Origin of the sequence: Massilibacteroides vaginae (genome assembly GCF_900178525.1) — a bacterium.
In the GTDB taxonomy this organism is placed as follows: Bacteria; Bacteroidota; Bacteroidia; order Bacteroidales; family Tannerellaceae; genus Massilibacteroides; species Massilibacteroides vaginae.
Window position 1 is genome coordinate 394,698 of record NZ_FXDJ01000007.1, and the last position, 22,547, is coordinate 417,244.

20 protein-coding genes and 3 tRNA genes are annotated in these 22,547 nt (G+C 40.6%); 3 read left to right on the forward strand and 20 right to left on the reverse strand.

Translation table 11 applies throughout. From position 1 onward, the window contains the following. Nucleotides 1–215: 215 nt before the first annotated feature. Together gpmA and B9Y81_RS04600 are read left to right on the forward strand one after the other, a co-directional pair. A complete protein-coding gene (gene gpmA / locus B9Y81_RS04595; protein ID WP_085535817.1) occupies nucleotides 216–962 on the forward strand; it encodes a 2,3-diphosphoglycerate-dependent phosphoglycerate mutase in 747 nt (248 codons plus the stop codon). A gap of 183 nt (nucleotides 963–1,145) precedes the next feature. Further along, nucleotides 1,146–3,650, forward strand: a complete 2,505-nt coding sequence (locus tag B9Y81_RS04600; RefSeq protein WP_085535818.1) for a glycoside hydrolase family 2 TIM barrel-domain containing protein — start codon at nucleotides 1,146–1,148, stop codon at nucleotides 3,648–3,650. Between the two features lie 84 nt (nucleotides 3,651–3,734). Here B9Y81_RS04600 and glmM read toward each other — a convergent pair whose 3' ends face one another. The 6 genes from glmM to B9Y81_RS04630 all read right to left on the reverse strand — a co-directional run bounded on the left by glmM (nucleotide 3,735) and on the right by B9Y81_RS04630 (nucleotide 9,769). Next, nucleotides 3,735–5,123: a phosphoglucosamine mutase gene (glmM, locus tag B9Y81_RS04605; RefSeq protein WP_085535819.1), complete on the reverse strand. Its 1,389-nt coding sequence runs from the start codon at nucleotides 5,121–5,123 to the stop codon at nucleotides 3,735–3,737. Nucleotides 5,124–5,141: 18 nt separating this feature from the next. Further along, nucleotides 5,142–5,708: a BamK family beta-barrel-assembly machinery protein gene (locus tag B9Y81_RS04610; RefSeq protein ID WP_085535820.1), complete on the reverse strand. Its 567-nt coding sequence runs from the start codon at nucleotides 5,706–5,708 to the stop codon at nucleotides 5,142–5,144. Nucleotides 5,709–5,764: 56 nt separating this feature from the next. After that, the gene (locus B9Y81_RS04615; protein ID WP_085535821.1) at nucleotides 5,765–6,814 is read right to left on the reverse strand and encodes a DHH family phosphoesterase; all 1,050 of its coding nucleotides are present in this window, start codon (nucleotides 6,812–6,814) and stop codon (nucleotides 5,765–5,767) included. A gap of 39 nt (nucleotides 6,815–6,853) precedes the next feature. Beyond that, complete coding sequence (locus tag B9Y81_RS04620; RefSeq protein ID WP_085535822.1) at nucleotides 6,854–8,122, reverse strand: ComEC/Rec2 family competence protein; 1,269 nt, start codon at nucleotides 8,120–8,122, stop codon at nucleotides 6,854–6,856. 24 nt (nucleotides 8,123–8,146) lie between these two features. After that, nucleotides 8,147–8,797 carry a ribulose-phosphate 3-epimerase gene (gene rpe / locus B9Y81_RS04625; RefSeq protein WP_085535823.1) on the reverse strand — a complete coding sequence of 217 codons (651 nt, stop codon included), beginning with the start codon at nucleotides 8,795–8,797 and terminating at the stop codon, nucleotides 8,147–8,149. A gap of 72 nt (nucleotides 8,798–8,869) precedes the next feature. Continuing rightward, nucleotides 8,870–9,769, reverse strand: a complete 900-nt coding sequence (locus B9Y81_RS04630) for a LysR family transcriptional regulator (protein ID WP_085535824.1) — start codon at nucleotides 9,767–9,769, stop codon at nucleotides 8,870–8,872. 128 nt (nucleotides 9,770–9,897) lie between these two features. Between B9Y81_RS04630 and B9Y81_RS04635 the strand changes: the two genes are divergently transcribed. Continuing rightward, nucleotides 9,898–10,611: a pirin family protein gene (locus B9Y81_RS04635; RefSeq protein WP_085535825.1), complete on the forward strand. Its 714-nt coding sequence runs from the start codon at nucleotides 9,898–9,900 to the stop codon at nucleotides 10,609–10,611. A gap of 113 nt (nucleotides 10,612–10,724) precedes the next feature. Here B9Y81_RS04635 and B9Y81_RS04640 read toward each other — a convergent pair. From B9Y81_RS04640 to B9Y81_RS04705, 14 genes are all read right to left on the reverse strand, one after another. Then, nucleotides 10,725–10,808 (reverse strand) — tRNA-Leu (locus tag B9Y81_RS04640). Between the two features lie 727 nt (nucleotides 10,809–11,535). After that, nucleotides 11,536–11,619: transfer RNA gene (locus B9Y81_RS04645), tRNA-Leu, on the reverse strand. A gap of 41 nt (nucleotides 11,620–11,660) precedes the next feature. Next, a tRNA-Gly gene (locus tag B9Y81_RS04650) sits at nucleotides 11,661–11,733 on the reverse strand. 99 nt (nucleotides 11,734–11,832) lie between these two features. Continuing rightward, nucleotides 11,833–12,603, reverse strand: coding sequence for an SGNH/GDSL hydrolase family protein (locus tag B9Y81_RS04655; RefSeq protein ID WP_085535826.1), 771 nt, complete (start codon nucleotides 12,601–12,603; stop codon nucleotides 11,833–11,835). A gap of 77 nt (nucleotides 12,604–12,680) precedes the next feature. After that, a complete protein-coding gene (locus tag B9Y81_RS04660) occupies nucleotides 12,681–13,496 on the reverse strand; it encodes a purine nucleoside phosphorylase I, inosine and guanosine-specific (RefSeq protein WP_085535827.1) in 816 nt (271 codons plus the stop codon). Between the two features lie 12 nt (nucleotides 13,497–13,508). Beyond that, nucleotides 13,509–14,768, reverse strand: a complete 1,260-nt coding sequence (locus tag B9Y81_RS04665) for an amidohydrolase family protein (protein ID WP_085535828.1) — start codon at nucleotides 14,766–14,768, stop codon at nucleotides 13,509–13,511. After that, nucleotides 14,768–16,078 (reverse strand): DEAD/DEAH box helicase, encoded by a 1,311-nt coding sequence (locus B9Y81_RS04670; RefSeq protein ID WP_085535829.1) that lies wholly within the window; start codon nucleotides 16,076–16,078, stop codon nucleotides 14,768–14,770. Before B9Y81_RS04670 ends, B9Y81_RS04665 begins: the two co-directional genes overlap by 1 nt. A 3-nt stretch (nucleotides 16,079–16,081) precedes the next feature. Beyond that, nucleotides 16,082–17,437 carry a dipeptidase gene (locus B9Y81_RS04675; RefSeq protein ID WP_085535830.1) on the reverse strand — a complete coding sequence of 452 codons (1,356 nt, stop codon included), beginning with the start codon at nucleotides 17,435–17,437 and terminating at the stop codon, nucleotides 16,082–16,084. A gap of 18 nt (nucleotides 17,438–17,455) precedes the next feature. Beyond that, nucleotides 17,456–18,781: a PhoH family protein gene (locus tag B9Y81_RS04680; RefSeq protein ID WP_085535831.1), complete on the reverse strand. Its 1,326-nt coding sequence runs from the start codon at nucleotides 18,779–18,781 to the stop codon at nucleotides 17,456–17,458. Between the two features lie 161 nt (nucleotides 18,782–18,942). Further along, nucleotides 18,943–19,404, reverse strand: coding sequence for a DUF4293 domain-containing protein (locus tag B9Y81_RS04685; RefSeq protein ID WP_085535832.1), 462 nt, complete (start codon nucleotides 19,402–19,404; stop codon nucleotides 18,943–18,945). A gap of 24 nt (nucleotides 19,405–19,428) precedes the next feature. Next, the gene (locus B9Y81_RS04690) at nucleotides 19,429–19,761 is read right to left on the reverse strand and encodes a DNA-directed RNA polymerase subunit omega (protein WP_085535833.1); all 333 of its coding nucleotides are present in this window, start codon (nucleotides 19,759–19,761) and stop codon (nucleotides 19,429–19,431) included. A gap of 32 nt (nucleotides 19,762–19,793) precedes the next feature. Continuing rightward, entirely contained in the window at nucleotides 19,794–20,603 is an 810-nt protein-coding gene (locus B9Y81_RS04695; protein ID WP_085535834.1) for an outer membrane protein assembly factor BamD, read from the reverse strand. 66 nt (nucleotides 20,604–20,669) lie between these two features. Next, on the reverse strand, nucleotides 20,670–21,095 hold the full coding sequence (locus B9Y81_RS04700) for an amino acid-binding protein (protein ID WP_085535835.1): 426 nt from the start codon (nucleotides 21,093–21,095) through the stop codon (nucleotides 20,670–20,672). A 23-nt stretch (nucleotides 21,096–21,118) separates the two neighbouring features. Beyond that, the gene (locus B9Y81_RS04705; RefSeq protein WP_085535836.1) at nucleotides 21,119–22,420 is read right to left on the reverse strand and encodes a phenylacetate--CoA ligase family protein; all 1,302 of its coding nucleotides are present in this window, start codon (nucleotides 22,418–22,420) and stop codon (nucleotides 21,119–21,121) included. Nucleotides 22,421–22,547: the final 127 nt, after the last annotated feature.

Here is a 22,547-nt window from a genome sequence, read left to right on the forward strand (position 1 = left end):
TGTGAAGCCGTTTTTGTTTTATATATTATTCATTATTACTGCATTTACCTCAACGATCTGTTAAAATACCAACAAATAGGTAGAACCATACAGGGATGAATATTGTTAATTTTGCAGAGATGTGCATAAAGCATCCTGAAGTTGTAATACTTCTGATTTATTTATCCCAAAATGATTTCTTCAAGTATTAATAATATAAGTAAAATTGATAAACAATGAAAACAATTGTGCTAATCCGCCACGGCGAAAGTGTGTGGAACCAGGAAAACAGATTTACAGGTTGGACAGATGTGGATCTAACAGAAAAGGGCGTAGCTGAAGCAACTAAAGCCGGTAATTTATTGAAAGAAAAAGGTTTTGTTTTTGAGAAAGCCTATACTTCTTACCTGAAACGCGCAGTAAAAACACTTAATGTTGTTCTGGATCGCATGGATTTAGATTGGATCCCTGTTGAAAAAAACTGGCGATTAAATGAAAAGCATTATGGTGATCTTCAAGGATTAAATAAGGCCGAAACAGCAGCGAAGTATGGTGATGAACAAGTTTTGATCTGGCGTAGAAGTTACGATATTGCTCCTAATCCGTTGGCAGAAAGCGATCCTCGTCATCCGGTAAACGAAATTCGATATAAAGACGTAGACAAAGCAGATCTGCCGGCTACCGAATCGCTGAAAGAAACTGTTGACCGTATACTTCCTTACTGGAAAGAAGTTATTTTTCCAACATTAAACACAACAGATCAGGTTTTAGTGGCAGCCCATGGAAACAGTCTTCGTGGTATCATTAAATACCTGAAGAATATTTCTGATGAAGAAATTGTACATCTTAATTTGCCTACAGCCGTTCCATACGTATTCGAATTTGACGACAATCTGAATCTGGTAAAAGATTATTTCCTGGGCGATCCGGAAGAAATCAAAAAACTAATGGATGCAGTAGCCAACCAAGGGAAAAAGAAATAACAGTAAAAGAGACGTTGCGCGCAACGTCTCTTTCTTTTTTCGCACAAAACCGCTGTTTTAATTACTACCGACGTGTTTTGCACGATCTTTAACCCATTTATGAGCTTATATTCCTCCTTTTAATCTATAATGTTGATTATTTTTGTCATTAGATAAAAAATCAAATACCATAATAAAAACAACATGACATCGAAAAAATCATTTATCGCATTACTTATTTTAGTGCTCTCATTGAATATGTATTGTGTTAACGGCCAAGTGTCTTTCGGCAAACCGGAACTGATCAATAAAGATTGGCTCTTTAACCTGAAGCACAAAGAAGATAAACCGGTCGACGCATTTAATCAAAAAGAATGGAAAAAAGTAAATCTTCCGCACGATTGGAGTGTAAAACAACAATTGAGTCCGTCTCTGGCAAGTGCAACCGGCTATCTTCCCGGAGGGATAGGCTGGTACAGTAAAGTATTGGATATCCCAAACGAAAAGCAAGGAGAAAAGGTTTATCTCTATTTTGAAGGAGTATATAACCGCAGCGAAGTATTCATTAATGGACAATCTTTAGGAAAACGTCCGAACGGATATGTTTCATTTATGTACGATGCGACTCCTTATATAAAATATGGAGAAAACAACATAGTTAATGTCCGCGTAGATCATTCGCAGGATGCGGATTCCCGCTGGTACACAGGTTCCGGTATTTTCCGGAATGTATGGTTGGTTTACGCAAATCCGGTACATATTGCTCAATGGGGTGTGTTTGCTTATCCTGAAGTGAATAAAAACCGGGGTGTTCTGAAGGTGGAAGTTGAAGTTAGTAATGATTCTGATAAACAAGCGACTCTAACAGTTGTCAACGAATTAGTGGCTCCGGACGGAAGAACAGTTGGTAAATCAAATCGCAAACTTTCATTAGCGGCTAAACAAAACAGTAAAATAAATACTGAAATAAATGTAAGCAACCCGGCGTTATGGAGCCTTACCAGTCCGTCTTTATATACACTAAAAACAACCGTATTACAAAATGGTAAAACAGTTGATCAGACGAACACAAACACAGGATTCAGAACGTTTACATTCGATGCCAATAAAGGTTTTGCGCTGAATGGTGAATGGATGAAAGTAAAAGGAGTTTGTCTTCATCACGATGCAGGCGTATTAGGTTCTGCTGTTCCGCGTGATGTTTGGAAAAGACGACTGCTGACTTTAAAAGAGATAGGTTGCAACGCGATACGTACCAGTCATAATCCACAAGCTCCGGATTTGTACGAGCTATGTGATGAATTAGGGCTCTTAGTCATGAACGAAGCATTTGACGAATGGGAGTTTCCAAAACGGAAATGGCTTGAAGGTTGGAACGTAGGCACCCCCGGATTTCAGGGAAACTATGATTTCTTTGAAGAATGGGGAGAGAAAGATTTAGCAGATATGGTTCGCCGTGATCGCAATCACCTGTCTGTTTTTGCTTGGAGCATAGGAAATGAAGTAGATTATCCGAACGATCCGTATTCTCATCCGGTATTAGACGGAGGAAAAGACACAGGTTTTACGCAAGCAATATTCGGAGGGCACAAAAAGGATGCTCCCGACGCGATGAGATTAGGAGCTATTGCCAAGCGATTAGTTGCTGTTGTTAAACAATACGATCCTTCCCGCCCCACTACTGCAGGACTTGCAGGCGTTGCCATGTCAAACCAAACCGAATATCCCGGAGCGTTGGATATTGCAGGATATAATTATACAGAGAGCTTTTACCATACAGATCATGAAAAGTACCCGAACCGGGTTATCTTCGGTAGTGAAAACAGACATGAATTGTCTGCCTGGAAAGCAGTAAGTGATAATGAGCATATTTTCGGACAATTTTTATGGACAGGCATTGACTATCTTGGAGAATCGGGTTCATGGCCTTCTCGTGGTTTTTATTCCGGCTTACTTGATTTCGGCGGTTTTATTAAACCTCGTGGTTATTTCCGCCAGGCATTGTGGTCCGACAATCCAACGGCTTATCTGGGAACCTACCCAACACCGGGCAAAGGCAGCAAAAGCCAGATGAAAGACGTATGGTCACAACTTGACGCTGAGAATGAAGCAGGCGGTTACGAAGAAAAAACGCCTTCAATGGATGCCTGGTCAATCTGGAATTATGAAGAAGGACAGTCTATTCGCGTTGTTTGTTACACAAATGCTGCTAAAGCAAAGTTATTACTCAACGGTCAGACCGTTGGCGAGACAAAGCCATACGATGACAACACAGGTATTATTTACTGGGATATTCCTTATAAGCCGGGTAAGTTAGAGGTAGTGGGATTGGATAACGGAAACAATGACGTAAGTCGTTATGCTATTCAAACGTCAGGCCGTCCGTATGCGTTGAAGGTCGTTGCCGCAGAGAAAACAATCCCAACAAATGGATTAGCGCAAGTAGTGCTACAGGTAATTGATGAAAACGGTCTGCCGGTTATGCTTTCGGATGATGAAATAACTTGCCGAATTGCAGGACCTGCCCAATTATTAGGACTGGAAGCCAGTAATAATCAAGATATGACAGACTATACCGACAACCATCATCGTGCTTTTCACGGACGTATTCTGGCATACATTCAATCAACCGGCAAGGGTGGTGAGATAAACATTCACTTTTCTGCTCCCTGGTTGAAAGAAGCAACCGTTAAAATTATCGCAGAATAATAAATTACTGCACAAAACCGAAAAAGCTCCGGCTGATCTTACGATCTACCGGAGCTTTTTTCTATACTGTTCTTTCAATGACGATCAGGGACACATATCCTTAATAATCCGGATTAGTTGACCACCTAATTCTTCAGCTTCTTCCATCGTGTGGGCTTCTGAATAAATACGAATGATTGGTTCGGTATTGCTTTTACGCAAGTGTACCCATTTGTCCGGGAAATCTATTTTCACACCGTCTATATCCGTTATATCGTATTGAGCGAATTGCGATTTTACTTTCAGTAATATACCGTCAACATCTATTTCGGGAGTAAGTTCTACTTTTTGTTTAGAGATGAAATAAGGAGGATAAGTAGCACGTAGCTCACTCACCTTCATTTTTTTCTTCGCCAAATGCGTCAGGAATAAAGCGATACCAACAAGTGCATCACGTCCGTAGTGACTTGCCGGATAGATTACACCACCATTTCCTTCACCACCGATAACTGCGTTTGTTTCTTTCATCTTTGTTACCACATTGACCTCTCCTACTGCAGCAGCATTATATTCACAACCGTAAGAACGGGTTACATCTCTTAATGCGCGACTTGAGCTTAGGTTGCTTACCGTATTACCCGGCGTATTACTCAGTACATAATCACTTACAGCAACTAATGTATATTCTTCGCCAAACATCGCTCCGTTTTCGCAAATAATAGCGAGGCGATCTACATCCGGATCAACAACAAAACCGACATCAGCCTTTGCTTGTGGCATAAGTGCGGATATTTCAGTCAGATGTTCGGGTAAAGGCTCGGGATTATGAGAAAAATTACCGTGTGGAGCACAATGGAGTTTGAATATTTCTTTCACACCAAGCGCATACAGTAAATCAGGAAGCACTATACCTCCTACAGAATTCACACAGTCGATGGCAACACGAAAGCCTGCTGATTTAATAGCGTTTACATCAACAAGATCCAACGCTAAAACGCTCTCAATATGTTTCTGTTTATATGTATTATCCGGCGTAACTTTCCCTAAGCCATCAACAGGAGCATAAGAAAACTCTTCTGCTTCTGCTAAACGAAGCACTTCAGCGCCTTCTTCAGCGTTAAGGAACTCACCACGCTCGTTAAGCAATTTGAGTGCATTCCATTGTTTGGGATTATGGCTGGCTGTAAGTATTATTCCTCCGCAAGCCTTCTCTTGAATAACCGCAAACTCAGTTGTAGGAGTAGTGGCCATATCCAGATCAACCACATCAAATCCCATTCCGGTCAGTGTACCTAAAACTATTTGTTTTACCATAGGTCCTGATATACGGGCGTCACGTCCTACTACGATCTTATTTGTTACCGATTGCGTGTGTTTTCTGATAAAAGTGGCATAAGCTGATACAAACTTTACGATTGCCAACGGACTAAGCCCGTCTTCCGGTGCACCGCCGATTGTTCCTCTAATGCCGGAAATAGATTTAATTAACGTCATAGTTATAGTTGAATTTACTTAATCAAAAAGATATCTAAGTTTTTTGTAATAGATAGGATCACCACCGGTCTGTTGAGATTGTCCACCAACTTTAAACGGAACAATAAGCTTTACGTAGGAGCTATCTCCAACAAAACTTAATGGCTCAACGATTCCTTGTCCGTAAAAGCCTGAAAAAACACTTTTGGAACCTTCAAGTACAGAGGAATATCCAAATTTAAATTCCAAAGGGTGATATTCATTATCAAAGCCATTCACAGTCTCAGAAGTTCCAGATTTACCATTAAAATAATCAAATTCAAAACGGCATGAAATTATCTGATTAGCAACCGCCCTATTACCATTACCCGAATCAATTACATTAATATATAATCCGCTGGGTAGCTGAAAAAATTCATTCTCGGCAAAAACACCATTCTCCGGATAGTCATCAAGTAATTTTATATCCAAACTATCAATTAGTTTTTTAATAATTTTACGTTCATCCTTAAGCATTTCCGTATATGTCCGCTGGCTTTCACTACAAGAAGACACAACAATCACTGCCGCGACGATCATCATCAATATGCTAAAACCCTTCTTCATCTAAATTTCTTTATTTGTTTATCTATGAGGCAAATGTATGTAATATCTGCCATTTTTCATGTATTTGTAATTATTTCTTCTGTTTTATTAGGATTAAATAAGGCTAATCCTTGTTCAAACACAGCTATTGCGTCTTCCAGATTACCATAAAACTCTCCTCCTGAGGCATTTTTATGTCCGCCTCCGTTAAAGTGCTTCTGTGCAAAAACATTACACGGAAAATCACCTACGGAGCGAAGTGAAATTTTCATATAATCTTTGTCTTCACGAATAAAAACACTAAACCGAACACCTTCAATGCTCAGCGGTAGATTAACAAAACCTTCCGTATCTCCGGTCACATAATTAAACTTATCCAGTTCATCCTGCGAAAGCGTGATCAGAGCGGCGTCACAATCCGGATAGATCTTCATTTTTTCATATAGAACATACCCCATCAACCGAAGGCGTGATTCTGAATAAACCTGATTCACCTTACGGTATATCAGATCCTTATCAATGCCTTTCTTCAACAGTTCACTTACGATCACATAAATTTCAGGTTTATTCGAATTATAGGTAAATGAACCTGTATCCGTCATCATTCCCGTATAGATACATTCGGCTGCTTCCTTGTTTAACAGATCAAAGAAACCCATGCGACAAATAAAACGGAACACCATCTCACTCGTTGACGACATTTCCGGGTAAGAGATCGTTACCCGACAGAAATCAGCGGGATCCAAGTGGTGGTCTATCATCACCTTTCGAGCTTCAGACGCCACAACGGGACCTCCCAGCTTTTCAATCCGCTTCGGGTCGTTAAAGTCCAGACAGAAAATAACATCCGCGTTCTGAATCAGTTCCTCCGCAAACTCAGGATATTTTTCATGTATAATAATGTCTTTCGCACCACGCATCCACCTGTAAAAAAGCGGAAAATCATTAGGCACAATAACAGTCACATTTTCTTTACCGTATTCCAGCAAGAAATGATACAACCCAAGAGCAGAGCCTAAAGCATCTCCATCCGGGGTTACATGCGTAACAATCACGAAACTTTCCCCTTTTTCAACGTATTTTTTCGCTTTTTGAATCTTTTCTTCCGCTATTATTTTTGTAATCATAAAGTACGCTTTGATTTATCATCACAAAGGTACGTTTTTTTATATTGTGGGGAGCCATAGCGGCTCAATAAGAAGTTTGACAAACAATATTGCAAGAAAAAAACAGGAGAGAATCAGATACAATGGTTGTTTTCTATAGACAAAAGAAACCAAAAGGAAAAGAAACACATACGCTAAAATAAGATCGAAAAAATCAAACGGAATGATAAAGGTTGCCCAGGGGAAAACACTGAACGACTCTACAATATACAACAGAAAGTTCATCATCTGTGCCAGTCCCCAACCCAAAAGTTCCACTCCGGGAAATGCGGCAGGAAGCAACATGTAAATAAGTCCGGCCGGTATCAACAGCATACTTACCAACGAGAAAGGAAGGTTAGTAAGTAAGAATAAAACGGGAAACTGATTAAAGTAATACAAACAAAGAAACGAAGTGCCGGCTTGTGCAGCCACGGATACAACGATCCATCCATAAGGCTCGGAGAGTAAAGGATTACGTATTTCGAGCAAACGCTCTAAGGGAGAGTACAGTAACAGAATAAACCAAACAGCGATATAACTAAGTTGAAACCCGATATCAAACAAGTAAAACGGATTATATACCAACATGATAAAGGCCGATGCAGCCAATGTATTATAACCGTCTGTAGAGCGATTGATTACTTGTCCCGTAAGGAAAAACGACAACATCAAGGCAGCACGAACCGAAGGTGGCGCCAATCCGGAGATCAGCGTAAAGCTCCACAAAAGCAACATTGTTGCTGTATATTTTATCCATCTGAACACACCTGTGGAAGGCAACGGTTTAAGCAAAAAAGAGAAGAATCCGCAAACAACAGCCACATGAAAACCGCTGACGGATAAGATATGAGCTACCCCGGTTACGGAAAACTGCAATCGCACCTCTCTGTCAAGCATCGTGGTATCCCCTAAAAGCATAGCACCCAACACATCACGGTCTTTTTCGGCCAACGGCAAAGTTTCAAGTCGGCTCAATAAAGACTCCCTTAACAAAGCAGCATCGTGTAGTAGTAATGACAGCCAAGCTCTCTCGCCCTCACGCATATCATTCCACGCGGCAAAAAGGATGGACAGCGAAACCAACAAAACAGCGAAAACGATACCCCAATCCCTACGATTGCTATAAGCAGGCGGCTCTTCCTTTTTCGAGAACAGCATTAACAGCAACAAGGCGGCTAACAAGAACAGCATTATGCATTGAAAAGGAAGAAAAACGTAAAATAAGATACCCGAAATCCATAATAAAAGCGGCCTTGCGAAAGGACGCTTTCGTAATTCATTTATCATGTAGGCTTTGGTTGGTCAGGTAAATCAGAGTTTCTTCAAATCAGCTATTACCTGTTTAGGATCAGGCGATTTAAAAACAAAACTACCGGCAACGAGCACATCGGCTCCGGCTTCCAACAAACGCTTTCCTGTTTCAAAATTAACCCCGCCATCTACCTCTATCAGTGTATTTAGCCCTTTTCGGGTAATCATATCTTTCAGGGCTTTCGTTTTAGCAACAGAATGATCAATGAATTTTTGTCCGCCATAGCCGGGATTCACCGACATAAGCAATACCATATCCACATCCTGAATGATATCTTCTAATAAATGTACGGGCGTATGAGGATTTAACGTTACCCCGGCTTTCATACCGGCTTCTTTAATCGCCGAAATTGTTCGATGAAGGTGCGTACACGCTTCATAATGAACATTCATCAAATAAGCTCCTGTAGCAGCAATCTCCTGAATAAATTTCTGAGGCTCTACAATCATCAGGTGAACATCCAACGGTTTCCGGGAAACCGTTTTCAACACTTCCAGAATCGGAAACCCGAAAGAAATGTTCGGCACAAAAACACCATCCATAATGTCCAGATGTATCCAATCGGCAGCACTTTCATTAAGCATTTCCACTTCTTTCTGCAAATGCAGGAAATCGGCAGCCAGCAAAGAGGGGGCAATTAAATGTTTCATTATATACGTATTATATTACAAATGTAGAAAAAAATTTGATTCTATTTAAACCATCAGCACCGGAAGCCAAAACTAAGACTCAATAGGCATATCCATCATTAGCCTCATTTCCTGAATCTGAATCTCGTCTACACAGCGCGGATCATACGCGAGCCAGAGTTGGTTTTTGGCCTTTTCATTTCCTTTCCAAAGAATTTTCAATTGTTGACGCGTGAGGCTTTCACCGACAAACAAGTCTGAAGCAACAGTTATTCCATAGTTTAAATGTACGCCCTTAATCATCATATTGATATCCGGAATAACGTATTGAGGCTTAATGAGCGGCCTTTTGCCGAAATTTTCAAGCCAGAAACGACGGATAATTGACAATTTATTATCGTAGCTGATCCATTTCTGATTCAACAACCATTCCTCTACCCCATGCATATCGTTGGCTTTTATCAAGTCCTCCATTTCCCGGCAGTTGTAACTTGCGTGTGCAACAATCATAAAACTTTCTTCCACTAACGGTTCGTAAACCACCTCGTTAGATTGGACTTTTTTCGTGGCTATAACAAAATCCAGGTTCTTGTTCAGCAAATTCGTTATCAGCACATCGGGATGGCCGAATTGAAATTGCACATCCTGTTTGCATTCGCTCAACTTACCCAATAAAATATTGTTTGCATACTCAATGGGAGAGCCGATTCTCAATTGTTTTGAACGGATCAACGCGGATTTACGAAACTCAACCTCTACTCGTTCCAGATGCTCTACCGAAGCTACAATCTGCGCATAAAGCATTTTCCCGTATTCGGTAGGCTCCAATTTTCGCGGAAGTCTTAAAAACAGCTTTTGCCCGATATAACTTTCCAAAGCAGCCAGTTGAATACTTACATTCGGTTGCGATATCAGCAGTTCCTCCGAAGCACGCGTGAGATTACCGTTCTGATAAATTGATTTAAAAGTTCTATACCATTCGAAGTTAACCATGTGGTAAATATAGACATTAATCTATAAATATATTTATAGCTAACCATAATTTATTCTATTTTCATAATAGTAAATACAACCGTAACTTTGTACTGTAATAAAACAATTAAAAAAGAAAGAGAGTAATTATGAAAACCGTATTATTTAAAGAAGCAACAAGAGGTCGCGCCAACCATGGTTGGTTAGATTCGAAACATACGTTCAGCTTTGCAAGATACTTCAACCCTACCCGAATGGGCTTTGGATTACTACGGGTTGTTAATGACGATAAAGTAATTGGCGGTGAAGGCTTTGGCACACACCCACACGATAATATGGAAATAGTATCCATCCCTTTGTCGGGAAGTCTTGCTCATAAAGACAGTATGGGACACGAAGAGATCATCAAATCCGGCGAGGTACAAGTAATGAGTGCCGGAACAGGAATTACGCACAGCGAATACAACGCGAACGTTGATCAGGACGTACAATTTCTTCAGATTTGGGTATTCCCAAGAGCACAAGACCTGAAGCCCAGATATGATCAGAAAGCGTTCGACTTTACAAAAAAGCACAACGACCTTACGCTGATCGTGTCTCCTGATAGCGAAGATGAAAGTTTGTGGGTTAACCAAGACGTATGGTTCAGCATGGGAGAGTTTGACGACAAACAGTCAAAAACATACAATGTAAGACGAAAAGAAAATGGCGTTTTTGCCATGGTTATAGAAGGTGAATTTGAAGTAGCCGGAACAAAACTTACAAAACGAGACGCAATCGGCATCTATGACACAGATTCTTTCGAAATAAAATCGCTGGCAAACAACGGACGCCTCTTACTGATTGATGTCCCCATGGATTAATCAGACCAAACACAGCTGAAAATGAGGAGAGGGATTCATGCCTGCACACTACAAAAAGAGGGTGTCCAAAAAAAATGGATACCCTCTTCTTTTAAACTTCTAAACTGAATCAGTACACAGGATGAGATTTGAACTCACACACCGTTACCGGCACTACCCCCTCAAAGTAGCGTGTCTACCAATTCCACCACCTGCGCATTCTAATGGTTGCCAAAACAAGACAATCTTATCTTTGCACCATCTCCAAAACGTGTGCAAAGATAACGCATCTAAAAAGAACAACAAAACTTTAATTACATATATTTTGCACCTTTCAATTTTATTCGCACCTGCGAAGCCCATAAAAAAGACACAATTCCAAACAAATTTAAAACTCAAATTTCCCCTTCCTACAACACCATTTTTTTGCATTACTATATGAAAAAAAAAGATAACCTTTATATTTCAAAAAATAACCTTTATGTTTCCAAAAATAACCTTTATGTTTTTCGCCCTCATAAGGCGCTGTTAATCAGATAAATAAAAACAGCCTGTTTTTCCATATTTTTGCTACCCTGCCGAAGCTCCTTATACTATTATTTCGCTCCATGCAGAGATCTCTCCACTCCGGTCGAGAAGACAGGGAGAAGGATCGAGATGACAGGGAGGGTGGTTCCTTCCCCTTGTCATCCTGAGCCTGTCGAAGGATCTCATCCCATCTGACTATTATTGAACGAAGCCGTATGCAGAGATCTCTCCACTCCGGTCGAGATGACAGGGAGGGGGGCGAGATGACAAAGTGGTGGTCAGGTTGGCAAAGAGGGAGGGTCGGAATAACAAAGAAAGTGGGATAGGAAAACAATACATTACTAAAAACAATTCCGAACAAAACAAAAAAAAGCCTTGCAAGTCTATTGACTCACAAGGCTTATTTGTTTTGTTAAGTGCCCAGAACAGGACTCGAACCTGCACGTCCGCAAAGACACTCGCACCTGAAACGAGCGCGTCTACCAATTCCGCCACCTGGGCTTAATACGATAAAAAGGCAGCCTCATGCCGCCTTTGCTAAGAGCGAAAGACGGGATTCGAACCCGCGACCCTAACCTTGGCAAGGTTATGCTCTACCAACTGAGCTACTTTCGCGATAACGGGTGCAAATATAGGAGTATTTTTGATTTTATCAAAAGATCAATCGTTTTTTTATCAAAAACAATACTATATAAACCCATTACTCTTCTATTGTTATTTCAATCCTGTTGCTTCCAACCATAAGTTAGCCATCAACTGACGACCGGGCAGATCAGGGTGAACGCCGTCTCCGGACCAGTAACGGGCAGGAGCTAATTTCATTGCGGCATCAAAGCCTGCTTGATAAGGTACAAACACGGCATTGAACTCATCGGCCAGCTTTCGGGCAACTACGCGGTACTCGTCAAACATAGGAAACCATTTATCCAGATCAATAGCCGAACCTCCTTTTAATGTGAATGGTTCGCCAATTACCAATTGTACGTTAGGCATTTTCTCCTTTGTGTATTGAAGCAACGCGCGGAAATCGTCTTCGTAAATCTGAACTGTTCCTCTATAACCTCCGTTTAATGTATGCCAATAGTCGTTTACACCAATCAGGATACTTACCACGTCCGGCATGATGGAAAGGCAATCAATTTCCCAACGATCGCGCAACTGAAACACTTTGTTTCCACTGATTCCTTTGTTATAAATTTTCAGCTGTTTGTCGGCATGTTTGGTAAGCAGACCGGTTGCTGCATAGAGTGAATATCCATATCCCAATTGCCCTTGAGAGTTACAGTTCACATCAGCTCTGTCACGTCCGGCGTCTGTTATTGAATCTCCTTGAAAGAGAATAACGCTATTTTTCTTCAAACTAATTTTTGAAGCATTTGCAGAGGCATTTTCCTGAACAGTTGCTTTTGCCAGTTCAGGGATCATCATTGCTCCTAAACCTGCCGCGATTCCTTTCTTAAAAAAGGATCTTCTTGAATTTTCCATGAATTTTATATTCAATTATTGATTAACGATTAACTTTTTAGAATTAGATACGCAAAACTACAAAAAGTATACGTGAGTTAGTCTATTTTTGCGACTAATTGGGTAAACAACATAGACATAACATCTGCAGCCTTGTTTGCCGCTGCAATTACATCGGCACCATCATTTACAAAATCGTCGGCAAAATGATAGCCTTCATTTGTAATTACAGACATTCCTAAAACCCGGATGCCGGCATGGCGGGCGATAATTACTTCCGGAACCGTGCTCATCCCTATGGCGTCACCTCCAACTTTACCATAGAAGGCATATTCTGCCGGGGTTTCATAAGTCGGTCCTGTTAAAGCCACATATACCCCTTTCTTTAATGTGATTTGCTTTTCTTCGGCAATTTCTTCCATTATCCGGATCAGTTCACGATCATACGCTCTTGTCATGTCCGGAAAGCGAGGCCCGAAATTTTCATTATTAGGACCTATCAACGGGTTGGGCATCATATTAATATGATCACGTATCAGCATCAGATCACCTACTTTAAAGGTGGTGTTTATTCCTCCCGCCGCATTAGAAACAAGCAATGTTTTAATTCCAAGCAGTTTCATTACACGTATGGGGAAAGTAACCTCCTGCATAGGATAGCCTTCATAATAATGAAAACGTCCCTGCATGGCTAAAACTAATTTGCTCCCTAACTTACCGCAAATCAGATTTCCTTTATGCCCCATTGCTGTGGAATGTTTAAAGTGAGGTATTTCGTGATATGGAATAACTACAGGATCTGTTATTTTATCCGCTAAACCTCCTAATCCACTTCCTAAAATGATTGCAATCTCAGGCAGAACAGGTATTTTACTTGCTAAATAGTCTGCTGTTTCTTTGTATTTCTGATCCATATCTTTATAGGTTTATCTTTCTACTAAATCATACGCTCTTTGAGCAGCCTTGTCCATTATCTCATTTTCACCGGGCACCACTTTATTCTCCATCAGCACCTTTCCGTCACAAATAAGCGTATCCACACAATTTCCGTTTGCTGAGTAAACTAAGTTAGAAATAAAATTAAAATTCGGAGTAAAGGCAGGTATATTTAAGTCGATCAAAGCTAAATCGGCCAATGCTCCTTCTTCAATCCGACCGGCATCTACTTGCAGAATCGATGCTCCTGTGGCAGTTGCCGACTCGAACATTTCTTCCGCCGACAAAACAACAGGATTTTCTCGCCAGCCCTTACCTAATAAAGCTGTAAGTTTCATTACCTCAACCATATCCAGGTTATTAGACGACGCACAACCATCGGTTCCCAGTCCTACACGGATACCGTATTTCTTCATTTCGTCGTACATAAAATGAATTCCAGAACCTAACTTCATGTTGGAAGCCGGATTATGCACCACACTCACACCATGATCCGCAAGCAATTGCATCTCTTCTTCATCCACATAAATACCATGAGCCACAACTAAATTAGGAGATAATACGCCCAATTTATGAAGATATCGCACGGGAGTATCTCCAAATTGTTTTATCGAAGCTTCTACCTCGCCCTTTGTTTCCGACAGATGGAGGTGAACAAGGATATTGTTTGCTGTAGCGAACTCTTGCACCCACTTAAGTAATTCACCGGAAACCGTATAAATAGCGTGTGGACCAATAGCATACGTCAATCGATCACTGTATTTATGCATAGACGCAAGCAGCGCTTCACTTTCACGTTTGCATTTCTCCGTCAGCTCTGGTTTAAAATAATCGAAACAAGAGCCTGCAAGTACTGCCCGAAGTCCCATTTCTTCTACCGCCTGAGCCGTTGAATGAAATCCGGTATACATATCGAAGAAAGTAGTTGTTCCTGTTTTGATCATCTCAAGACAAGCCAACTTGGCTCCCCAATAAATATCTTCATCCGTTAGTTTAGACTCATTTGGCCATATACGATCTTCCAACCAGGGCTTCAAAGGCATATCATCGCCAAAACCACGAAACAAAGTCATCGCCGCATGTGTATGGCAGTTCACCATACCCGGAATAACAGCTTTCCTTTTACCGTCAATAATTTTGTCTGCCGGATTGTTCAACTCTTCTCCGATCTTCACGATCCGGTTACCTTCTATATAGATATCTGTCGGTTTCTTATTCCACTCTACAGATTTTATCAATAAACTCTTCATCAAAAAAACTTAGCTTTCATATTTTTAATTTTCTCCTCTCCTATTCTCTTTAGTAAAGCCGGCAGTTCAGATCGCTTCACAGCAGCAAACGAATAGCTTTCTTTCACTTCGACAATACCGAGGTCGTCCTTTTCTAACGCTCCTTTTTGAAAAAGGAATCCCACAACATCTTTTTTACTTAGCTTATCCCTTTTGCCTCTGTTGATCGTTAACGTTGCCCAATCTGACGGAATGGGTGTTTTCACTTTCTCTGGCAAAAAAAATTCATCGGGTACAGGTGTGATATATTCGGGAACAAACTCCTTATCGTTCAGTATAAGGTAAGCATCCCCTTCGGCATGCATACGAGCCGTACGCCCATTCCTGTGAATAAATGATTCTTCATTAACCGGAGGATGGTAATGTATTACGTTTTTCACTTCCGGAATATCTAATCCACGGGAAGCAAGATCAGTCGAGATCAACACGATAGTTGAGCCATTTCTGAATTTAGACAATACCCGTTCCCTATCCAACTGCTCCATTCCTCCATGAAAACACGCATTATCGACATTCCTCTCCGTAAGGTAATTGCTTACCCGCTCTACAGCTTCACGTAAATTACAGAATACCAAAGCAGATCCACCCTTCAACTCCCCCAACAAGGCGTAAAGAGTATCCAATTTATCCGGGACAGGAGATTTCACAAGATGCATCGATAAGGCTTTGTTCTTTTTCTCTTCCGTCAGAAAAGAAAGTTTTACCGGAGCCTGTATTCGCACAAATTCAGGAATCTGAATGGCAGCGGTAGCAGAAGTCAAAACCCGTCGGCGTACACTTGCCAGATGAGCCAGAATATCTTTCATCTCTGCCGTAAAACCAAGCTCGAGAATCTTATCGAACTCATCTAAAATCAATGTTTTCACATTATCCAGCGAAATATTCCCACGATCCAGATGATCCAATATACGTCCGGGCGTTCCGATTAAAACCGCCGGAGGATGCTCCAGACTCTTTTTTTCCGTACGTATCGGATGACCACCGTAACAACAGTTTATCTTAAATCCGGAACCGAGCGAACGAAATACGGATTCTATCTGAAGCGCAAGTTCCCGCGAGGGAGCTATGATAAGCGCTTGTATTGTTTTTGTATCACGTGACAGGGTAGTCAGTAAAGGAAGTAAAAAAGCTAATGTCTTTCCTGACCCTGTCGGACTAAGCAATAGCATATCTTTTGATGTACCTGCGTTAAGAACCGCACGCTGCATCTCATTAAGAGTCTCAATCCCCGCGTTTTTCAACGCGAGGGAGACAACTTCTTTTTCAATCATAAATTATTTATATTCTCTGTAAAATTCAGCAACCGATTCGATGCCTTTATAAAAGAAATCTAAACGACAACTCTCATTCGGCGAATGGATTGCATTCTGTTCCAGGCCAAAGCCCATTAATATTGTTTTTGTATCCAAAACTTGTTCAAATGTAGAGATAATAGGAATACTACCTCCTCTACGCACCGCCAATGGTTTAACACCAAAAGCTACTTCCACCGCTTTTTCAGCAGCCTGATAAGCAGGAAGATCAATCGGGCAAACATACCCTTGCCCACCGTGTTTAGGCGTTACTTTTACTTTTACATAATCAGGAGCAACACTTGTGATATAATCTTCAAACATTTTTGAGATTTTCGTATGATCCTGATGCGGCACTAACCGGCAGGATACCTTTGCGTATGCTTTAGAAGGAAGTACGGTTTTGCTGCCTTCTCCTGTATAACCTCCCCATATACCACACATATCAAAACAAGGACGACAACTGTTTCGTTCAAGTGTTGAGTAACCTTTTTCTCCAAACAACGCGTTTACATCAATAGCCTGTTTGTATTTATTTTCATCAAAAGGAATTTTAGCCATCATTTCGCGCTCAGCAACCGAAAGTTCCTCAACGTCATCATAAAATCCGGGGATCGTAATACGTCCGTCCGAATCTGTTATAGCAGCCATCATTTTACAAAGCACATTGATAGGATTAGCCACAGCTCCACCAAAATGTCCGGAATGCAAGTCTCTGTTCGGTCCGGTCACTTCAATTTCCCAATAAGCCAAGCCACGTAAACCGGTAGTCAGCGAAGGAGTTTCCGCATTCACCATACTGGTATCTGAAACCAAAATAATATCCGCTTTCAGCAAGTCTTTATTCTCACGGCAAAAGCCTTCCAGACTCGGCGAGCCTATCTCCTCTTCCCCTTCAAATATAAACTTCACATTGCAACGCAGCAAATCTTCTTTAAGAGCCGTTTCAAAGCCTTTTACCTGAATCATTCCCTGTCCTTTATCATCATCCGCACCACGAGCCCAGATACGACCATCCCTAACCTCTGCTTCAAAAGGATTGCTCTTCCAAAGTTCGAGCGGTTCAGCCGGCATCACATCATAATGCGCATAGACAAGTACAGTCGGGGCATTTTCCGAATAAAACTTCTCACCATAAACGACCGGATTCCCTTCAGTAGGCATCACAACAGCTTTATCTGCGCCCGATGAAAGTAGTATCTCCGTCCACCTCTCAGCACAAGCAAGCATATCCGGCTTGTGCTCTTGCTTCGCACTGATCGATGGGATACGTATTAATGAAAAAAGTTCTTCTAAAAAACGCTCTTTGTTTGATTCAATAAACTGCTTTACTGACATAATATATGATTTATTTGTTTATAATAAATTAGAAGCTAATTCCGACAATTGACTTCGTTCTCCTTTTATCAGATTTACATGTGCGAAAAGATCCTGCCCTTTCATCTTATCTATCATATAGGCCAATCCGTTGCTTTGAGCATCCAGATAGGGCGAGTCGATCTGCTGAACATCACCAGTAAAGACCATTTTCGTTCCTTCTCCCGCACGTGTAATAATTGTCTTTATTTCATGTGGCGTCAGGTTTTGCGCTTCATCAATAATACAAAACGTATCCGAAAGACTCCTGCCACGAATAAAGGCCAATGCTTCTATCACTAATTGATTGCTTTTTTGCATTTCATCAATTCGCTTCACCTCCGGTCCGGAAGGCGAGAATTGCCCTTTAATTACATTCAGGTTATCGAAGAGAGGTTGCATATAAGGAGCAACCTTTTGTTTTTCGTCGCCCGGTAAAAACCCGATATCCTTGTTGGCCAACGAAACAATCGGTCGGGCCAATAATATTTGCTTATAGGTATCCATTTGCTTCAATGCAGCAGCTAATGCCAATAAGGTTTTACCCGTTCCCGCTTTACCGGTAAGGCCAACTAACTTAACATCCGGATCGTTCAATATCTCAAACGCAAAACTCTGTTCCGCATTACGCGGCTGAATACCATAATTAGTTCCCTTCTCTACCTTTTTTATTTTGCCTGTAAACGGATTATAGCGCACCAACACCGAGTTACGTATGCTTTTAAGAATAAAACAATCGTTAGGCTTCAATAAGTTTTTATGACTAAACTCATCAACATCTACGCCTTCTATTTTATTGTATATCAAATCAATTAAATCCGGATCAATATTTTCATAGGTTTCATGCGCCTTATCAAAAAGGTCAACATTAATCACCTTGTCTGTAATATAATCTTCAACCAGAACTCCCAAAGAACGGGCTTTCATCCGTAGGTTAACATCTTTGGTAACCAGAATAGTCTGCATCTTTGGTTTCTTTTCCGCTATAGAAAGCGCACAGGATAAGATTCTATGATCCGGCGTGCGTTCCGGAAAGGAAAGTGCAATCTTTTCCTGGTATTTATCACCGGTTATCACATAGAGGTTACCCATCCCGATTCCAAGCGAAACCCCTTTTAGAAAAAGATCATTACTGGTAAGCGCATCAAGTTCGCGTACAAATTCACGTGCATTATAATTAATCTGGTCACTTCCTTTTTTAAATCGATCTAACTCTTCTAATACAACGATCGGAAGATAAATGTCATTTTCCTGAAAGTTCTCAATACACTTGTAATCATGAAGAATAACATTTGTATCCAACACGAAATTTTTCTTTGCTCCCATAACTTTCTCGTTTTAGATTTATGCTACTAATATAACAAGTTTTCCGGCATATTTTCCTCCCTTGTTTCCAAATTATTGTTTTTGACTACAATCGGAATAATATCAACAAAAAAAAGCGACCTTTAAGTAAGTCGCTTTCAAAACTCTATTTTTTTAAGTAATTATCTCAATCGATTTAGTGAGCGAACCAAAGCTTCATCCGCGCCGATATTCCGTATTGCCAAATAGTTCAACACTATGCAAACGGCAGGAAAAGCAGTTGCGAACTTTAATGTATAAGCAAAATCACTAAGTTGATCTTTGAAAGTATAAATCATATAGGCAAACAACCCGTAAAATCCGAAAAGAAGGATTGTATTAAAGACTGTCAGTCGTATCTGAAGCATTCTCTTTTTGAAAAGGAATATGGTGATCATCGTTATTACTAAAACAATAATTACTAATACCAATAACCCCCAAACCGGATACACCAGCTCTTTCTCTCCCAAAAGCGTGTTTAACCCGAAGACATCAAATGAATAAAGATTATCTCCTGATTGCAGTACCGCAAGCGGTAAGAAAAACAATGAGAGCATCAATATTGACACGATCAGCAGATAGACTGTTTGAATTCTCTGTAGCATATTTCAGAATAATCAAAGAGAAACTTAGAAATTATTCTTTTCTTTCGCCGGGTTTCTATAATAAACCTTTCCTTCTTCGTATTCCTGTGTTGCGATCAATGTAGACTTTGGAAGCTTTTCATAATAACGGGAGATTTCAATCTGCTCACGATTTTCAAAAACTTCTTCCAGATTATCATTGTACGAAGCAAACTCCTGAAGTTTCTTTTCAAGATCCTGTTTCATCTCAACAGACAGTTGATTTGCTCTTTTGCCAATAATCATCACGGTTTCATACACATTGCCAGTATCTTCAGACAATCTCATCATATCACGCGTGATTGTATTTACCGGAGCATTCGATTTTCTGTAATCCATAAAATTATTTAGTTAATTATTTTTTCTGTCGATCAATAAATATTCGTAATCCGTTTATTGGCATATTCAAAGAAACGTTCTGCCTGACGAACATATTTTCCTTCCGGATATTCATTGATGTAGTTGTAATATTCATCTACAACTTCACGATATCTTCCTTGCAGTTTTTCGTCTACACTAACACGAGCCAACTCGTATTTACTTTGCATCATCAAGAAGAAGAAATCTTCCCTGTGTTTGGAATAAGGATAGTTTTTCAGTGCGTTTTGAGCCGTTATTACAGCCGACTGAAAGTTATTACCCATATACGTTCCCAAATTAAAATACAAACGTGTAGCCAACAATTCCTTATAGGCCAGCTTTTCCTGCAACTCAAACAAAATATTCTGTGCTTGTTCCGCGCGTTCGCTCTGTGGATAATACTCCAGGTAAAGCTGCAACTGCGCGATAGCATCGTAAGTTTGTTTTTGGTCCAAACGTGGGTCGGGCGAATCAAGATATAACCCATATCCGGAATAGTAACGGGCCAGTTCGGTAAATTCACCTTTCGGATAGTTTGTATAGTAGGTATTGAAATATTGAGATGCCGTAACGTAATCTTTCTGCCCATAATAACTTTGGGCTAACAGATACAACGACTCCTCAGCTTTTCCTGTACCTTTGAAGATAGTCACTAACTCTTCCAACAATGTGGCCGACTTAGTGTATTGCTTCCCATTGAAATATTTTTTAGCATATGAATATTTCAATTCATAATCAGTACTCTTCAATATCTTATTATACTCCCCGCAGGAGGCAAATAAGACAGTCATCACGGTCAAAAAAAATACAACCTTTCTCATTCGTATGCTTTTAGCGTACAAAGCTAATGTTTCCTAATCAGATTAGAAAGCCTAAAACGTTAATATTTACAACTTATACAGATCACTCGCCGCAAGCAAAATCAGTTTATTCGACTTTAAAACCTCTACACAACGCTCCAGGTTATCCGGACGAATTACTATATTGGCGTCATCTCCCTGCGAAAAGGCATACATATATTCAACGAATATTTCCGCATTCGTAATTATATCCATTACTTTAGCCAGCGATCCCGGCACATTCGGGCAACGTAAACAAACCACATCCGTAACACTTACGGCATAACGTTGCTCCTTTAATATGTCGATGGCCTTTTCATCATCCGAAACGATCAGACGCAAGATGCCAAAATCAGAATTTTCAGCAACTGTAAAAGCAGTTAGATTAATACCGGCATCGCCCAGTAACTTCGCTACTTCTGTAAAACGCCCCCGTTTATTCTCCAAAAAAATAGACAATTGTTTTATTAACATATCTCCTCCTTGTTTTATGGGGTTTAAACTAATTTACGATTATCAATCACGCGTTTTGCTTTTCCCATGCTGCGTTCAATGCTTCGGGGTTCAACCAATTTTACTTTGGGCTGAATGCCGATAACACTTTGCATGCAATCCGTGATTTTTTTCTTCAGACTAATCATTTTATTCATTTCGTCCGAATAAAATTCAGATCTCACTTCCACCTGTATTTCCAACGTATCCGTATTATTAACACGATCCACGATAATCAGGTAATGCGGTTCAAACTCCGGCAATTCCAAAATTACGGATTCCACCTGAGATGGGAATACATTTACCCCACGAATTATCATCATATCGTCACTACGTCCGAGGATACGTGCCATCCGAACAGCCGTTCTTCCACAAGCACATTTTTCATAGTTCAGCGAAGTAAGGTCACGCGTGCGGTAACGAATCATCGGCATGCCTTCTTTTGTTATTGCCGTAAAAACAAGTTCTCCCTGTTGTCCGGGCTCTACCGGTTGCAAAGTTACCGGATCAACGATTTCCGGAAAGAAATGGTCTTCCCATAAATGCGTTCCGTTTTGACATTCGCACTCACCTCCTACACCCGGTCCGATTATTTCTGTTAATCCGTATATATCATAGGCTTTAATACCTAAAGATTCCTCAATTTCCTTCCGCATGTTTTCGGTCCAGGGTTCGGCTCCGAAAATACCGGTTTTCAACAGGAACTCTTCGCGAGGTATCCCCGAATCCTTGATTGTTTCACCAAGAAACAAAGCGTATGACGGCGTACAGGCCAGTACTTTCGCTCCAAAATCATGCATTAACTGTATCTGCTTTTGCGTATTTCCGCTACTCATCGGAATTACCGTGCCACCCAGATTTTCTATTCCACCATGTAGTCCCAATCCTCCGGTAAACAAACCGTAACCATAAGCTACCTGCACCATATCCTGCTTTGTCACACCTACAGCCGTAAGGCAACGGGCCACCACTTCACTCCAGATAGACAAATCCTTGCGGGTATATCCTACCACAATCGGCTTGCCGGTAGTTCCCGAAGAAGCGTGAAGCCGAACGATTTCCGACATCGGAGCTGCCATCAGATCGAAAGGATAATTATCCCTCAAATCCTGCTTTACTGTAAAAGGAAGTTTTACAATATCTTCAATCGACTCTATATCATCGGGAGTAACTCCCATTTCCTGCATTTTTTTTCTGTAGAACGGAGTGTTATGATAAACCCGTTCAACTACCCGTTTAAGACGGATGCCTTGTAGTTTACGCATCTCCTCCCGGTCCATGCACTCAATCGTCTCGTTCCAAATCATCGTATTAGTTTGTTATTTTGTTATAGTTAGCAATTAAAACGACTGCAAAATAACAATTTTTTTTCCGACAAGTAGAGATTGTAGGAAATAAAACATAGTATCTGTATATACTTAGGAGTATATCATG

Coding starts and splice junctions, on each gene's coding strand:
- B9Y81_RS04660 (WP_085535827.1), bottom strand. CDS start 13,496: ATGGATCAGAAATACAAAGAAACAGCAGACTATTTAGCAAGTAAAATA.
- B9Y81_RS04690 (WP_085535833.1), bottom strand. CDS start 19,761: ATGGATTACAGAAAATCGAATGCTCCGGTAAATACAATCACGCGTGAT.
- B9Y81_RS04600 (WP_085535818.1), top strand. CDS start 1,146: ATGACATCGAAAAAATCATTTATCGCATTACTTATTTTAGTGCTCTCA.
- B9Y81_RS04620 (WP_085535822.1), bottom strand. CDS start 8,122: ATGATAAATGAATTACGAAAGCGTCCTTTCGCAAGGCCGCTTTTATTA.
- B9Y81_RS04695 (WP_085535834.1), bottom strand. CDS start 20,603: ATGAGAAAGGTTGTATTTTTTTTGACCGTGATGACTGTCTTATTTGCC.
- B9Y81_RS04680 (WP_085535831.1), bottom strand. CDS start 18,781: ATGGGAGCAAAGAAAAATTTCGTGTTGGATACAAATGTTATTCTTCAT.
- glmM (WP_085535819.1), bottom strand. CDS start 5,123: ATGACGTTAATTAAATCTATTTCCGGCATTAGAGGAACAATCGGCGGT.
- B9Y81_RS04615 (WP_085535821.1), bottom strand. CDS start 6,814: ATGATTACAAAAATAATAGCGGAAGAAAAGATTCAAAAAGCGAAAAAA.
- B9Y81_RS04655 (WP_085535826.1), bottom strand. CDS start 12,603: ATGGAAAATTCAAGAAGATCCTTTTTTAAGAAAGGAATCGCGGCAGGT.
- B9Y81_RS04635 (WP_085535825.1), top strand. CDS start 9,898: ATGAAAACCGTATTATTTAAAGAAGCAACAAGAGGTCGCGCCAACCAT.
- B9Y81_RS04610 (WP_085535820.1), bottom strand. CDS start 5,708: ATGAAGAAGGGTTTTAGCATATTGATGATGATCGTCGCGGCAGTGATT.
- rpe (WP_085535823.1), bottom strand. CDS start 8,797: ATGAAACATTTAATTGCCCCCTCTTTGCTGGCTGCCGATTTCCTGCAT.
- B9Y81_RS04630 (WP_085535824.1), bottom strand. CDS start 9,769: ATGGTTAACTTCGAATGGTATAGAACTTTTAAATCAATTTATCAGAAC.
- gpmA (WP_085535817.1), top strand. CDS start 216: ATGAAAACAATTGTGCTAATCCGCCACGGCGAAAGTGTGTGGAACCAG.
- B9Y81_RS04705 (WP_085535836.1), bottom strand. CDS start 22,420: ATGATTTGGAACGAGACGATTGAGTGCATGGACCGGGAGGAGATGCGT.
- B9Y81_RS04675 (WP_085535830.1), bottom strand. CDS start 17,437: ATGTCAGTAAAGCAGTTTATTGAATCAAACAAAGAGCGTTTTTTAGAA.
- B9Y81_RS04665 (WP_085535828.1), bottom strand. CDS start 14,768: ATGAAGAGTTTATTGATAAAATCTGTAGAGTGGAATAAGAAACCGACA.
- B9Y81_RS04670 (WP_085535829.1), bottom strand. CDS start 16,078: ATGATTGAAAAAGAAGTTGTCTCCCTCGCGTTGAAAAACGCGGGGATT.
- B9Y81_RS04685 (WP_085535832.1), bottom strand. CDS start 19,404: ATGCTACAGAGAATTCAAACAGTCTATCTGCTGATCGTGTCAATATTG.
- B9Y81_RS04700 (WP_085535835.1), bottom strand. CDS start 21,095: ATGTTAATAAAACAATTGTCTATTTTTTTGGAGAATAAACGGGGGCGT.